This is a genomic window from Streptomyces sp. JH002 (genome assembly GCF_050916115.1).
In the GTDB taxonomy this organism is placed as follows: domain Bacteria; phylum Actinomycetota; class Actinomycetes; order Streptomycetales; family Streptomycetaceae; genus Streptomyces; species Streptomyces xiamenensis.
The window spans coordinates 4,756,928-4,770,925 of the sequence record NZ_CP087989.1 but is presented as its reverse complement, the minus strand read 5'-3'; the positions used below and the strand labels follow the sequence as shown (position 1 = coordinate 4,770,925).

The window sequence follows — 13,998 nt, the reverse complement described above, 5'->3', positions numbered from 1 at the left end:
GGTGGACCGCGCGCCGGCGTGGGCCCGCCGGGTCCGCACCCGCGCTGCATATGCCTTTGTCCCGTTCCGAGCGCTCCTCCCCCACCTGCGGCTTGCACGGCATATGGGATGGGTAGGGCTCTTGGCCGGAATCGCCGCCCCCACACGAAGAGGTTCGACCGTGCCCATGGGACCGCTCGCCGACGCGCTGATCCGGGTGCCCCGGCACGCGTTCATTCCGACCGCGGCCTGGGCCAAGCCCGCGGCGGGCGACGGGTACTGGATCGACCGGGAGCGGGATCCCGACCTGTGGTGGACGGCGGTGTGCTCCGACACCGTGGTCTTCACCCAACTGGACGACGGGGCGACCGAGCTGACGGCGCGGAACGCGGCCCGCACCTTCGCGCCCACCTGCTCGGCGTCCAGCCCGCTGCTGATCACCGCCTTTCTGCGGCACCTCGCGCCCGCGCCCGGCGACCGGGTGCTGGAGGTGGGGACCGGCACCGGCTGGACGGCCGCGCTGCTCGCGGACCTCACCGGAGACCCCGGGCGGGTGACGACCGTCGAGGTCGACCCCACGCTGGCGGCGGTCGCCGAGCGCAATCTGCGCGCGGCGGGGCCGGTGCCGCGTCTGGTGGTCGGCGACGGGACCGCGGGGGCGCCGGAGCACGGGCCCTTCGACCGGCTGCACATCACCGCCGGGGTGCGGGAGATCCCGTACTCCTGGATCGAGCAGACCCGCCCCGGCGGCGTCATCGTGCTGCCCTACGCGCCCGTGATGCGGCTGCTGCGGCTGGTGGCCGGCGCGGACGGTACGGCGCTGGGGACCTTCCACGAGGACTGCGCGTTCATGCCGCTGCGCTCCCAGCGCGGGACGGGACCGGGCGCCCCGGCCGGCGACCCGGGGCCGCCCCGGACGCGCGCACTGGACCGCGATCCGGCGCCACTGCTCGATCCGGCGCCCGGGCTCCAGCTGCTGTTCGACGTCCTCCTCGGCGATCTGCCCTGGGAGGGCCGCGACGGGGAGCTGGTCCTGGCCGGCGGCGCCTCCCGCGCCACGGTACGGGCGGGCGAGGTCACCCAGAGCGGGCCGCGTGATCTGTGGGACGAGGCGGAGCACGTGCACGCCGCATGGACCGACCGGGGCTGCCCGGGACCGGACCGGATGGGCCTGCGGCTCACCCGGGAGCGACAGTACGTATGGCTGGATGATCCCGCCTTCCCGGCGACGGACATCCTCACCGCGAGAGGGGATACGCACCATGGCTGACTGTGGATCGTGCGGGGGCCAGGGGTGGGTGTGGGTGCACTACGACGGCAAACGCCGGAAGGAGAACTGCCCCATCTGCACCGGGAAGTGAGCCGAAGCTGGGTGGGACCGCCGGCGCCCGGGGATGGGCGGGCGGCGGCGGCCCCGGTCGGTGGGGGTGCGGGCCGGCGGCTACGGGGTCACGCGAGCCGGATGACGTTCCACGACAGCGGCTCCAGGGTGGCGCTCAGGGTGCCGTCGGTGAGCGTCGTGCCGGTGGCCGCGTGCGGGGCGACCCGCTCGGTGTTCTCCAGGGTGTTGCGCGCGTCGGGGTCCTCGTCCGAGAGCACCGAGTGCTCCACGACCCGGGTCAGGTCCAGGCCGTGCAGCACCGCCTCCAGCGGCAGCGCCCGGGTCTGGCTGCGGTTGACGGCGAAGATCGTGACCTCGCCGGTCTCGTCGTTCTTGACGGCCGTGGTGTGCAGCAGGTCGACCGTGCCGAACTGCTCCGTCTCGTACGTCGGGGAGTCCGGGCGCACGTCGAGCACCGTGCCGCGCCCGTACTTCGAGGCCGCCGCGAAGGGGAAGTAGGTGGTCTGCTTCCACGCCGGGCCGCCCGGCTCGGCCAGGATCGGGGCGATGACGTTGACCAGCTGCGCCAGACAGGCGACCTTCACCCGGTCCGCGTGCCGCAGCAGCGCGATGAGCAGCGAGCCGAAGACGACGGCGTCCACCACGCTGTAGTGGTTCTCCAGCAGGCGCGGCGCCTCGGCCCAGTCCTCCTGCGGCGGGTCGGTGTGGGCCGGCGCCTCGGGGTTCATGTACCAGACGTTCCACTCGTCGAAGGAGAGGTTGATCTTCTTCTTCGACTTCAGCTTGGCGCCCACGTGGTCACAGGTGGCGACGATCTTCTCGATGAAGGACTCGGTGTCCACGGCCGAGGCCAGGAAGGAGTCGCGGTCCCCGTTCCGCTCCTCGTAGTAGGCGTGCAGCGAGACGTGGTCCACCAGCTCGTAGGCGTGCTCCAGGACGGTGGCCTCCCACTGCGCGAAGGTGTCCATCCCGGAGTTGGAGCTGCCGCAGGCGACGAGTTCGACACTCGGGTCGATCTGCCGCATGGCGCGCGCCGTCTCGGCGGCCAGCCGCCCGTACTCCTCGGCCGTCTTGTGGCCGGTCTGCCAGGGGCCGTCCATCTCGTTGCCCAGGCACCACAGCTTGATGTCGAAGGGGTCCTTGTCGCCGTGCGCGGCGCGCAGGTCGGACAGGGCGGTGCCGGCGGGGTGGTTGGCGTACTCCTGGAGCTCCAGGGCCTCCGCGACCCCGCGCGTGCCCAGGTTGACGGCCATCATCGGGGTGCCGCCGACCTTGCGGACGAAGTCGATGAACTCGCTGAGCCCGAACTGGTTGGACTCGGTGGAGCGCCAGGCCAGGTCCAGACGGCGCGGCCGGTCCTCCTTGGGGCCGACGCTGTCCTCCCACTTGTAGCCGGAGACGAAGTTGCCGCCGGGGTAGCGGATGGCGGTGACGCCCAGTTCCCGGACCAGGTCCAGGACGTCGGTACGCAGTCCGGCGGCGTCGGCCGCGGGGTGCCCCGGCTCGTAGATGCCGGTGTAGACGCAGCGTCCCAGGTGCTCCACGAAGGAGCCGAAGAGCCGCGGGTCCACCTCGGAGACGGCGAAGGCGGGGTCGAGGGTGAAACGGGCGGTCGTCTGCTGAGCACTCATGCGGGTCCCTGACTGACTGAACGGTGTTGTTCGATGGTGTTCGTTATTTCGTACATCGGTCGCAGCTTCGAACAAAAAGAAAATCTAAGGCGGGATGGAGCCGGCGTCAACGGGGTCCCCTCCGTCCACGCCGGCTCCTCCCCCGCCCGTGTCACCCGCTGGTCGGCACGACCAGCGGCCGGCCCGCCGGCGTGACGGCCCCCCGTTCTGAACCGCCCGCCGGCCGGCCTTCTACCGCAGCAGGTAGAGCAGAACAGTGAGGTTGGTGGCGTGCGGCTCGCACTTGTAGTCCCGCCAGACCGAGCTGGTGGCCACCAGCCGCTGCCCCTCGTTCGTGCAGTTGGCGTACGTCCAGTACCAGGAGTAGTACTCCCAGCCCTGCGCAGTGATCGGCCCACTGTTCACCGCCGGTTCGGCGGCCTGGGCCGCCGGGGCGGTCAGGGCGCCGACCGCGAGTGCCGTCCCGGCCGCCGCGGTGGCCAGGGCATGACGGATCCGCATGAGTTTCTCCTCGGGATGTAATGAGATGGATGAGCGGCTCACCGTTGCCGAGCGGCTGGTGATGGCCGCTGTCCCAGAGCTTGTTGACCCGCCGGGGCGGCGGCAAGAGGCTCCGGATGTCCCGGACACCGGACAGTTGTCCTGACTGGTCAGGGACTGTCCGGATGCTGTCCGAGATTGGCGGGAACCGCCGTAGTCGCTGATCGGCCCCGCGCCGATCATGTCCGCCATGACGACTGTGGGGGACATCGACCCGGCTGCTGCCCGGGACCGGGCCGCGTTCATCACGCTGCTGCGCGATCTCAAGGAACGGTCGGGGCTGACCTATCGAGGGCTCGAACAACGGGCGCGGGCACGGGGTGAGGTCCTGGCCCGCAGTACCGTCTCCGATGTCCTCGGCGGAAAGACCGCCCCCCGGCCCGACCTGCTGGCCACCTTCGTCACGGCCTGTGGGGACGGCGCACGGACGGGGCTGTGGCTGGAGTCGTGGGCGCGGGTCAGCCGCTTACCCGCCACCGTGCCGCCGGTCACGGCGGAGCCTCCCCCCGCCTCGGCCACGTCCGGTCCATCCCGCCCCACCGGCCCGAGCCACCGCCGCCCGCTGGTCGCCGCGGCCCTGGCGCTGACCCTGGCCGGCGCCGCCGCCACGGCCTGGGTGCTGTCCGGCGGCACGGAGAACGAACTGACGGCCGGGGACCCGACGCTGCCCAGCGGCTGGGTACGGCTGCGCCCGGTCTCCGCCCCGGACCTGTGCCTGACCGACGGGAGGGTGGCCGACGGCCGGTACACCCCGCTGGTGGCCGTACAGCGGCCGTGCGACGCGGTCGCCCCGCAGGACACCCTGCTCGAACCGCTGGGCCGGGACGTGTACCGCATCCAGTGGCATCACCCCGACTACGGCCTGGGCTGCCTCAAGGTTCTCACCGAGGGGCCGGGCGCCGGGTTGCTGGAGCCGATGGACGACTGCCGGACGGACAGCCGCTTCCACATCGAGCCGTCCGGCGAACCCGCGGGCGGACGGTACGTCCTGCGGGTCGAGGGGCAGGGCTGCGTCGGTATCCGCGACTCGGCGCCCGATGAAGGGGCCGAGGCGGTCATGGGGCGGTGCCTGGCGGCCCCTGGACAGGTGTTCGCGATCGAGTCCGTCCCCTGACCCGGCGCGCACCGCCAGGGACGGCGGCACCATGGCCGCCGCCGTCCCTGGCCGTCGTCGCCCGTCCTGCCGCTGCCCCCGCGCGCCTACAGGCGCACCAGCATCTTTCCGGTGTTCTCGCCGCGCAGCATCCCCAGGAACGCGTCCAGCGTGTGCTCGACGCCGTCCACCACGGTCTCCTCGTACTTCAGCTCACCCGACCGCACCCACGCGCCCGCCTGCTCAACGAAACGCTCGCGCAGACCCTGGTGATCGCCCACCAGCATTCCCTCGATCCGCAGCCGCTTGCCGACGACCTGGCTCAGGTTGCGCGGGGCGGCGGGCGGCTCGGTGGCGTTGTAGAGCGAGATCATTCCGCAGATCACCGCCCGGCCGTGGACGTGGAACGCGTCGATCGCCGCCTCCAGGTGCTCCCCGCCCACATTGTCGAAGTAGACGTCGATGCCGTCCGGGGCCGCCTCCCGCAGTTGCTCGGTGACCGGCGCCGGGTCCTTGTAGTTGAACGCCGCATCGAACCCCAGGTCCTCGGTCAGCCAGCGCACCTTCTCCGCCGAGCCGGCGCTGCCGACCACCCGGCCCGCGCCCAGCAGCCGGGCCAGCTGCCCCACTTCACTGCCCACCGCGCCCGCCGCGCCGGAGACGAAGACCGTGTCGCCCTCCGTCAGCCGGGCCACCGCCACCAGCCCCGCGTACGCGGTCAGGCCGGTCATCCCCAGCACCCCCAGATAGGTGCTGAGCGGGGCGTCACGCTCCGAGACCCGCCCGGCCCGTGCCGCGTCCACCACCGCGTGCGAACGCCAGCCCAGGCCGTGCAGCACGTGGTCGCCGGGCGCGAACCCGGTGACCCCCTCCCCCACCGCCAGCACCTCGCCGACCGCGCCGCCCTCCATCGGCTCCTCCAGCCGGTAGGGCGGCACGTAGGAGGGCACGTCGTTCATCCGGCCGCGCATGTAGGGGTCGACGGACAGGTAGACGTTGCGGACCAGCAGCCGGCCCGGGCCCGGCGCCTCCAGCGGGATCTCGCGCAGCGCGAAGTCCGAGGAAGTGGGGACACCATGCGGGCGGGCGACCAGATGCCAGGCGAGAGCGGTGCTCGGCAGGGACACGGAGAACCTCCGGGTGGGGGGACGGCTCAGGAGCGCCGCGGCACGGTACGCACCGCGGCCCCCTGGTCAACCTTCCCCCCGGCAGGGACATTCCGCACCAGCGGAAGCGCTCCGGCTCAGCCCGCGAACGCCGGCTGCGGCAGTCCGCTGCCCGCGCCCGGCAGCACCAGGACCGAGCCCGCCAGCGGCTCGGCCGCCGGATCGGTGCCGGTGGCGGCGGTGGTGATGTACAGGTCCGTCAGGTCCGCGCCGCCGAACGCGCAGGCGGTGGGCTGCGAGACCGGCACCGGGACCGTACGGTCGAGTTCGCCCGCCGGCGTGTAGCGCAGCACCGCCCCGCCGCCCCAGAACGCCACCCACACACAGCCGTCGGCGTCCACCGTCAGCCCGTCCGGGTCACCCGGCATCGCGCTGGTGTCCACCAGCGGGGTCCGGCGCACCTCGCCGTCGTCGGAGAAGGTGAGGATGTCGATCCGCTTGGTGGGGCTGTCGACGTAGTACGCCCGGCCGCCGTCCGGGCTCCAGCCCAGACCGTTGCTCACGGTGACCTCGGGGAGGAGGGTGTGCACGGTGCCGTCCGCGTCCACCCGGATGAGCGTGCCGCCGCCGGTGGCCTGGTCGTAGCGCATGCTGCCGGCCCACAGCGAGCCGTCGGGCGCGACCGCCGCGTCGTTGGCGCGGCGGCCCGGCACGACCTCGCGGTGCAGCCAGCGGAAGCCGCTGCCGTCCGGCTCGTACAGGCCGATGCCGTCCCGCAGATTGACCACCAGGCCGCCGCCGGCCCGCGGCTTGGCGGCGCCGACGTGCTGCTCGACCGGCAGGACGGTGTCCGTGCCGCCCGCCGGGTCGTGGGAGTGGACGCGGGAGCCCAGGATGTCCACCCAGATCAGCCGCCCGGCCGCCGGGTCCCAGGTCGGGCCCTCGCCCAGCTCCGCCCGTGTCCGTATCGCGACGTCGAGTCCCTGCCCAAGGTGCTGTGCCACGCGAACCCTCTCCCTGAAGTGTGCGGTCAGTCCCGGTTGCCGGTGTGGTGCCCGAGGCGCTCGGACAGATCGGCCGCGCCGCGCGCGGCCAGCTCCGCCAGTTCCCGCTGCCGTTCCTCGCTCCAGCGGATCATCGGCACCGAGACGGACAGCGCCGCCACCACCCGGCCGGCCCGGTCCCGTACGGGGGCGGCCACACAGCTCACATCGGGATTGGACTCGCGCTGCTCGTAGGCGATGCCCCGCTCCCGCACCCGCGCCAGCTCGGCGCGCAGCTCCTCGGGGGAGGTGAGGGAGTTGGGGGTCATGGCGGTGAGCCGGGCGGGGAGCCGGGCGGCCAGGTCCTCGGGCGGCAGGGTGGAGAGCAGCATCTTGCCGACGGCCGTGCAGTGCGCGGGCAGCCGGCGGCCGGTGGCGGAGACCATCCGTACGGCGTGGGTGCTGTCGACCTTGGCGATGTAGATGACGTCGGCGTCCTCCAGGACGGCGACGTGCACGGTCTCCCCGCAGGTCTCGGCGATGGCGCGGGCGACCTGCTGGCCCTCGGCGGCGAGATCGAGCTGCTCGGCGTAGCGGCTGCCGAGCTGGTAGGTGCGCACCCCGAGGCGGTAGCGGCCCGGCTGCTCGGGGACCGGGACGAGATAGGAGCGTGCGGCCAGCGTGGTGACCAGCTCGTGGACGGTGGTGCGCGGGAGCTGGAGCCTGCGGGTGATCTCGGGCGCGGAGAGCGTGCCGTCCCCGTCGAGGAACAGCTCCAATATGTCCAACGCACGGCTGACCGCCGGTACGCGACGCCCCATGACCGCGGCCTCCGCTCGCTCACTGTTCGGCATGCCGGTCAGATGCCGGAATGTCGAACAGCACGCTACCGAGCCGGGCCCTTCCCCGGCAAGAGGCGGCGGCCGGGTGGCGACGGGAGCCGGGAGCCCCCAGCTCAGGCGACCTCTTCCTCCGCGGCTGCGGAGCGGCGCACCTCGCGCAGCTTCTCCGCGACCGGGTCGGGCAGCTTGTCGCCGGCCCGGTCCACAACGGCGCCCGCCGCCATCGCCGCCGCCTGACGCCCGGTCTGGTTGGCGGTGTCCATGCCGTTGCGCACGGCGGGCCGGTCGAGGAACCGCCGGGCGGCGTCCGCCAGCTGGTCATACCGCTCGCGCCCGGCCCGGGCACCGAGCACGTAGCCGACCGCCGCACCTGCGACGAAGATGAGCTTGCGCATGGGGATGCGTCCTTTCTCGTACGGACTGTCCGTCGTACTTATGGGCGCCCCGGTCACCGATTTCGAAGCACCGCCTCACATGCGCTAATGTATTGCCCGCAGCGAGGGAACGCTTCCGCAGAACAACGGGAGGCAGACCCGAGCGGCGCAGTCCCCTGTAGCTCAATTGGCAGAGCAGCCGGCTGTTAACCGGCAGGTTACTGGTTCGAGTCCAGTCGGGGGAGCATCACTCGAAGGGCCCCGTTCAGGGGCCCTTCGGCGTTCTCCATGCATCACCGCCCGCTGACCGGGAACCGATCAACCCATGACCGCCGTCGTAGCCTCCGTACAACCGCCCCAGTCCGGGCGGGAGATCGTATGAGCAGCTATGCTGCGGCAGACGGCGCGCACATGTGTGCGCGGCTCGCCGTTGATGGGGCGGTAGCTCAGCCGGTTAGAGCAACGGACTCATAATCCGTCGGCCGTGGGTTCGAGTCCCACCCGCCCCACCTCAGCAGGCCAGGAGCATCCGCTCCTGGCCTGCGGCATGTCCGCCACCCGGGTGCCGCCGGGCCCCACCCGAGCTCTCGGCGCCACCCGTTGGGCGCGGACGGACGGGCCGACGGGCCCGGAAGGGTTCAGCCCGCGGAGGCGTCCGGGCGGGCCGTGGGGCACACCTCACCGGGCTCGACCACCAGTTCGAAGTGCCACATCTCGTTCGCGTACGTCTGGCACAGCCCGTACCGCGCGCCGTTGCGGACCATCCAGTCGGCGCCGTCCGTGTAGCCGATGTCCACGGCCTCCCCCGTGACATGGCGGGAGAGCTCCGGAGTGCTCACCCAGCGCCTGGCCTCCTCCTCACTCCCGTACACCCGGATCGCGTTGTCCAGCAGCTCCCGCTGATAGGCGGCGCTGCGGCGGCCCGAGGTCACCACCAGCTCCACCCCGTCGGCCGCGGCGTCCTCGGCGGCCGCGTGCAGCGCCGCGCGCAGCCCGGGCTCCAGCCCGGTGATCGCCCAGTCGTCCGCGAACGGGGAGACCGGCGCGGACAGGAAACCGCTGTCCTGCGATTCCCCGGGCGGGCCGTCCCCGGGGGCGGCGGTGGCCGTACAGCCGGCGAGCGTGCCCGCCAGCAGCACGGCCACCGTGCCCAGCAGGGCGGCGCCGGGGCGGCGATGAGTGACGCGGTCCATCGATGGCTCCCTCCCGCGGCGGCCCTCGCCGCGTGACGGGGCCATCCCACGCGCCCGCACATTGCGCGGCCGTGAGCCCTCCGGCTCACATTTCCGCAACACGGCCGCTGCCTACACTGGCCGGGCCGAAGGGAGGGAGAACGGAACATGCGCGTGCTGGTGGTCGAGGACGAGGAGTACCTGGCCGAGGCCCTGCGGGAAGGGCTGCGGCTGGAGGCGATCACCGCCGACATCGCCCTGGACGGGGACACCGCGCTGGAACGGATCTCCGTCAACGACTACGACGCCGTGGTGCTCGACCGCGACATCCCCGGCACCCACGGCGATCAGGTGTGCCGGGTCATCGCCGAGAACCATCCGGCGGTGCGGGTCCTCATGCTCACCGCGGCAGGCCGGCTGCGGGACAAGGTCGGCGGCTTCGAGCTGGGCGCCGACGACTACCTCACCAAACCGTTCGCCCTGGCGGAGCTGGTGGTACGGCTGCGGGCACTGGGCCGCCGCCCGGCCGCCTCGGCGCCTCCCGTGCTCACCTGGGGCGAGCTGAGGCTGGACCCCTTCCGTCACGAGGCGTACCGGGCCGGCCGGTACCTGCGGCTGACCCGCAAACAGTTCGCGGTGCTGGAGCTCCTCATGCGGGCCGGCGGTGGCCTGGTCAGCGCCGAGACGATGCTGGAGAAGGTCTGGGACGAACACGCAGACCCGTTCTCCACCGCGCCCCGGGTGACCGTCTCGACCCTGCGCAAGGCGCTCGGCGACCCCGACCCCATCATCACCGTGCACGGGTCCGGGTACCGGCTGCGGGAGCCGGCTCCGTGACGCGGCCGCCGCCCCCTCTCCCGCCGCGCGGCCCCCGGGTGAGCGCCCGGCTGCGGCTCGCCCTGGGCTACGCGGTCTTTCTCGTCGCCGCCGGGGCCGTCGTCCTGGCCGGGGTCTACATCGTGCTGCGCCAGGTGCCGAACTATCCGCTGACCGCGGCGAACCCCCGGGACCGCGCGTACGCGCCCAGCCGCCAGGAGATCCTGGAGACCCTGGTGGGGGTGTCCGGCTATCTGCTGGCCGCGCTCGCCGTGGTCGGGGTGGTGGGCGGCTGGTTCCTGGCGGGCCGGGTGCTGCGCCCGCTGCGGCGCATCAACGACGCCGCCACCCGGATCGCGGCGACCGGCGCCCTGGACCACCGCATCGCGCTCCGGGGCCGCAACGACGAGTTCCGGCAGCTGGCCGACTCCTTCGACGCCATGCTGGGGCGGCTCCAGGACTCCTTCGCTGCGCAGGAACGGTTCGCCGCGAACGCCTCCCACGAGTTGCGCACCCCACTGGCGGTGACCTCCACCCTGCTGGAGGTGGCCCGCCGCGATCCGGCCGGGCAGGACTACCCCCGGCTGCTGCGACGGCTCACCGACACCAATGAACGCGCCATCGCGGTGACCGAGGCGCTGCTGCGGCTGGCCGACGCCAACGAGGTGACGGCGGCCCGCGACGACACCGATCTCGCCGGGGCCGCCTCGGCTGCCCTGGCCGAGTGCGCCACCGAGGCCGAGGGGGCCGGGGTCCGGACCCACGCCGACCTGCGCGCCGCGCCGGTACGCGGGGACGCCGAGCTGCTCGCCCGGCTCGCGGTGAACCTGGTGCAGAACGCCGTACGGCACAACCTCCCCGACGGCGGCGCGCTGTGGGTGGGCACCCGGCACGACCGCGCGGCCGGCACGGTCACGCTGCGGGTGGAGAACACCGGGCGGCCGGTGCCGGCCGAGGACGTGGCGCGGCTGCGCGAGCCGTTCCTGCGCGGCGCGGGCCGGGTGGCCGTGGGTCCCGGGCACCTCCCGGCCCCCGGCGGGACCCGTGGGCACGGCCTGGGGCTGGCGCTCGTCGACCGGATCACCCGGGTCCACCACGGCATGCTGACCCTGCGCCCCCGCGAGGACGGCGGTCTCGTCGTCACCATGGTGCTGCCCGCCCGCCCCGTCACCGGCGCCACCGTTCCATGACGGAGTGCAGCCGCAGCAGTTCCAGGGCGGCCGGCGGCCCGGCCTGCCCCGTGAGTGCGGCCAGCACCGCGTGCCGGGCGGCGCGTACGCCCCGGGGGAGCCGTGCGTACGCCACCTCGCGCAGCAGGGGCCGCCGGAAACCGAACCGGGCGGTGCCGTCGGGCGCCGGGGCGCGGGGGGCGAGGATGCCGCGCGCGGCGAGTTCGCCCAGCGCCTCGGCCGTCTCTTCGGTGGGGTGACGGCGCAGCGCGGCGAGGGTGTCGGCGCGGACGCCGTCGCCGATCACGGCGGCGTCCTGGACCACCCGGGCGAGGCCGGCGGGGAGTTCGTCGAGTTCGGCGCCCAGCATCCGGCGTACCTGCCCGGGGATGAGCGCGGTCCGCGGGTCGCGGGAGGGCGCGGGGGCGCCGGGGCGGGGCGGCGCCATGCGGACGAACTCGGCGGCGATCAGCGGGTTGCCGCAGGCGAGCGCGGTCACCGCCGCGGCCAGCTCCCGCACCGGCCCCGCCGCTTCCCCGCCCGCCTCCGCCTCCCCGTCCGGGAACGTGCTCGCCGCCAGCAGCGCGTGGACCAGTTCGGCCACCGCCGCGTCGGACAGCGGGGACAGGGAGAGGGGCACCAGCCGCGGGGCGGTGACGGTCCCGGCGGCCGCCGGGGCCCACGCCGGGCGGCGCCGGAACAGTTCGGGGCGCGCCGCGGCGATCACGGTGAGCCGCCGTCCCGGCCGTCCGGCCGGGTCCACGGCCCGGTCCACCAGGCGCAGTACGGCGTCATCAGCGGTGTGCAGATCGTCGATGAACACGATCACCCGGCGCTCGGTGGCCAGCCGTTCCAGCAGGGTGTGCCACGCGGTCATCACCTCGTCGGCGGGCACCGTCCGCTCGTGGTCGGGGACGTGCCCGATCACGATCAGCAGCAGGGCGAACAGCCGGGCGGCCTCGCCGGCGTCGGCGGCGACGCGTTCGATGACCGTCCACAGCTTGTGCCGCGCGGTGCCGGGCGGGTCCCCGATCTCGATGCCGCAGGCGGCGCACAGTTCGGTGGCGACCGTGAACAGCGGGCTGTCGTCGACCGTGCGGGGGGTGAGGTGGGCCAGCAGCGGGCGCGGGAAGCGGGGCATGTCCCGCTCGGTGGCCAGCCGTTCGCACGCGGTCAGCAGCGCGGTCTTGCCGAGCCCGGCCCCGGCCACCACGAGGGCGGCGTGCGGCCCGTCCGCGCCGGGGGCGCCGTCCAGCAGGGCCGCCAGCGTCCGTAAGCTCTCCGTCCGTTCCAGGAGCGGCGCCTTCTCGCCGGTGTCCAGGTCGCTCCCGCGCACGCCCCGTACGGTCCAGGCCGCCGAGGAGAGCCGGGCGGGCCGGCAGTCGAGAGCCGGGCGGGTCTGTTCGCGCGTGGTCTCACCGATCCACACCTCGTCCAGCGGTACGAGCGGCAGCAGCGCGTGGGCGCGGTCGAACACCGCGCTGGTGACCGCCGGGGGGACGGCGTCGTGCGGCCGGTGCTGGACCACCGCCTCACCGGTGTCGATCGCGGCCCTGATCCGCGGCCGCCGCTCGGGGTGCCGGCCCCAGCGCAACCGCTGCCGGATCGCCAGGGCCAGCTGGACGGCGCGCAGCGGCTCGTCGCCGCGGGCGCGTGCGGCGCCCAGCACCACCAGCCAGGAGGAGCCGATCCGGGAGGTGACGGTGCCGCCGAACCGGCCGGCCTCCTCGCCGATGACCGCCTCCAGGGCGGCGCTCTCGGCATCGACCCGTTCCAGATCGCCGTCGTCATCGCCGGTGGGCAAGGAGATGTTGATCAGGGCCGCGGTGACCTCCCGGCACTCGCGCACCGGCGCCGGCGGGGCGGGCGGGGGCACCGGCGGGGCCCCGGAGCGCTCCGCCGCGTCGGTCGCGGGTGCGGCGGGCTCCGGCCCGCCGCGCACGAGGGTGAGGGCGGGGGCGAGGCCGGTGTGTGCCCCGCCCGGCGGCCGGGCCGGGTCCAGGTCCAGGGCCGGGTCGCCGACGAGGATCGCCTGGTGCAGTTCATGGAGCCGGCGACCGGGCTCCAGGCCCAGTTCCTCGGCCAGTTCGGCGCGGATCGCGGCGTACACGTCCAGTGCCTCGGAGCGCCGGCCGCCACGGTGCAGCGCGAGCATGAGCTGCCCGGTGAACGGTTCCGCGCGCGGCTCGGCCCGGGTGATCGCCCGCAGCTCGGGGAGCACGCTGTCGTGCCGGCCCAGGGCGAGTTCGGCGTCGAAGTACTTCTCCAGGACATCGAGGCGTGCCGTCTGCGCCGCCTCCAGGTCGGGCCAGCGCACGCCCGTCTCGACCAGATCGGAGAGCATCGGGCCGCGCCACAGGGCGAGCGCCTCGCGCCAGCGCAGCGACGCGGTGGCCACCGCGCCCTCCCGCATCCTGTCCCGGCCCTCGGCGGCGAGCGTGTGGAAGCGGTGCAGGTCAAGGGCGTGCGGGGGCACGTTCAGCTGATAGCCGGGCGGTCGGAACCACAGGGCGACGGGGGCGGCGGGCCCTCGCGCGTCCGCCGCGTCCGAGGTCTGCGGCGCGCCCGCCGGGTCGGTGTCCAGCAGCCGCCCCCGTAACCGCCACACCGCGTTCTGCACCATCTTGCGCGCCGAGGCGGGGGCCGGGCCGCGCCACAGCGCGGCGATCAGCTCGCTCGTCGCCGTCACCCGGTTCGGCCGCAGCAACAGGTACGCCAGGACGGCCCGCTGGTGGAAGCCACCCAGCGGTACCGGGGCGCCGCCGCGCAGCACCTCCAGCGGGCCCAGCAGCCGGAACCGCAGCTCCCCGGGGTCCGCTCCGGCCCTCACCGGCGCGCCCCGCCCGGGCCCGGCCGGGCGGGTAACGGGGCGGTCGTCCGGTCGTCCATGAGGTCCACTCCTTCATCGCGGTACGCAGGTGCCGTACGCGGTCCATGACATGCCATCAGGT

Annotated in this window: 12 protein-coding genes and 2 tRNA genes; 6 read left to right on the top strand and 8 right to left on the bottom strand. The window is 74.0% G+C overall.

From position 1 onward, the window contains the following. Positions 1-166 precede the first annotated feature (166 nt). The gene (locus H7827_RS21800; protein WP_432748024.1) at positions 167-1,249 is read left to right on the top strand and encodes a protein-L-isoaspartate O-methyltransferase family protein; all 1,083 of its coding nucleotides are present in this window, start codon (positions 167-169) and stop codon (positions 1,247-1,249) included. 179 nt (positions 1,250-1,428) lie between these two features. Here the strand turns inward: H7827_RS21800 and H7827_RS21795 are convergent, their stop codons facing one another. Together H7827_RS21795 and H7827_RS21790 are read right to left on the bottom strand one after the other, a co-directional pair. Beyond that, on the bottom strand, positions 1,429-2,952 hold the full coding sequence (locus tag H7827_RS21795; RefSeq protein ID WP_030726183.1) for an alpha-N-arabinofuranosidase: 1,524 nt from the start codon (positions 2,950-2,952) through the stop codon (positions 1,429-1,431). A gap of 231 nt (positions 2,953-3,183) precedes the next feature. Beyond that, positions 3,184-3,453, bottom strand: a complete 270-nt coding sequence (locus H7827_RS21790) for a hypothetical protein (RefSeq protein ID WP_386537912.1) — start codon at positions 3,451-3,453, stop codon at positions 3,184-3,186. A gap of 229 nt (positions 3,454-3,682) precedes the next feature. On the opposite strand from H7827_RS21790, the gene H7827_RS21785 reads away from it, so the two are divergent. Beyond that, entirely contained in the window at positions 3,683-4,606 is a 924-nt protein-coding gene (locus tag H7827_RS21785) for a helix-turn-helix domain-containing protein (RefSeq protein WP_432747031.1), read from the top strand. 86 nt (positions 4,607-4,692) lie between these two features. Here the strand turns inward: H7827_RS21785 and H7827_RS21780 are convergent, their stop codons facing one another. The 4 genes from H7827_RS21780 to H7827_RS21765 all read right to left on the bottom strand — a co-directional run bounded on the left by H7827_RS21780 (position 4,693) and on the right by H7827_RS21765 (position 7,911). After that, positions 4,693-5,712 (bottom strand): NADP-dependent oxidoreductase, encoded by a 1,020-nt coding sequence (locus H7827_RS21780; protein ID WP_432747030.1) that lies wholly within the window; start codon positions 5,710-5,712, stop codon positions 4,693-4,695. Between the two features lie 116 nt (positions 5,713-5,828). Beyond that, complete coding sequence (locus H7827_RS21775; protein ID WP_432747029.1) at positions 5,829-6,695, bottom strand: SMP-30/gluconolactonase/LRE family protein; 867 nt, start codon at positions 6,693-6,695, stop codon at positions 5,829-5,831. A gap of 26 nt (positions 6,696-6,721) precedes the next feature. Next, entirely contained in the window at positions 6,722-7,495 is a 774-nt protein-coding gene (locus H7827_RS21770; protein ID WP_030726165.1) for an IclR family transcriptional regulator, read from the bottom strand. Positions 7,496-7,629: 134 nt separating this feature from the next. Further along, positions 7,630-7,911, bottom strand: a complete 282-nt coding sequence (locus H7827_RS21765) for a hypothetical protein (protein WP_030726162.1) — start codon at positions 7,909-7,911, stop codon at positions 7,630-7,632. Positions 7,912-8,062: 151 nt separating this feature from the next. Between H7827_RS21765 and H7827_RS21760 the strand changes: the two genes are divergently transcribed. Both H7827_RS21760 and H7827_RS21755 read left to right on the top strand, forming a co-directional pair. After that, a tRNA-Asn gene (locus H7827_RS21760) sits at positions 8,063-8,135 on the top strand. A gap of 190 nt (positions 8,136-8,325) precedes the next feature. After that, positions 8,326-8,399, top strand: a tRNA-Ile gene (locus H7827_RS21755). A gap of 129 nt (positions 8,400-8,528) precedes the next feature. Here the strand turns inward: H7827_RS21755 and H7827_RS21750 are convergent. Then, the gene (locus H7827_RS21750; RefSeq protein ID WP_432747028.1) at positions 8,529-9,083 is read right to left on the bottom strand and encodes a M15 family metallopeptidase; all 555 of its coding nucleotides are present in this window, start codon (positions 9,081-9,083) and stop codon (positions 8,529-8,531) included. 147 nt (positions 9,084-9,230) lie between these two features. Here H7827_RS21750 and H7827_RS21745 point away from each other — a divergent pair, with 147 nt between their 5' ends. Both H7827_RS21745 and H7827_RS21740 read left to right on the top strand, forming a co-directional pair. After that, positions 9,231-9,899, top strand: a complete 669-nt coding sequence (locus H7827_RS21745; protein WP_432747027.1) for a response regulator transcription factor — start codon at positions 9,231-9,233, stop codon at positions 9,897-9,899. Beyond that, entirely contained in the window at positions 9,896-11,068 is a 1,173-nt protein-coding gene (locus tag H7827_RS21740; protein ID WP_432747026.1) for a sensor histidine kinase, read from the top strand. Before H7827_RS21745 ends, H7827_RS21740 begins: the two co-directional genes overlap by 4 nt. Here the strand turns inward: H7827_RS21740 and H7827_RS21735 are convergent. Then, positions 11,046-13,877, bottom strand: a complete 2,832-nt coding sequence (locus tag H7827_RS21735; protein WP_432747025.1) for a BTAD domain-containing putative transcriptional regulator — start codon at positions 13,875-13,877, stop codon at positions 11,046-11,048. The two genes, H7827_RS21740 and H7827_RS21735, sit on opposite strands and share 23 nt — an antisense overlap. Positions 13,878-13,998 lie beyond the last annotated feature (121 nt).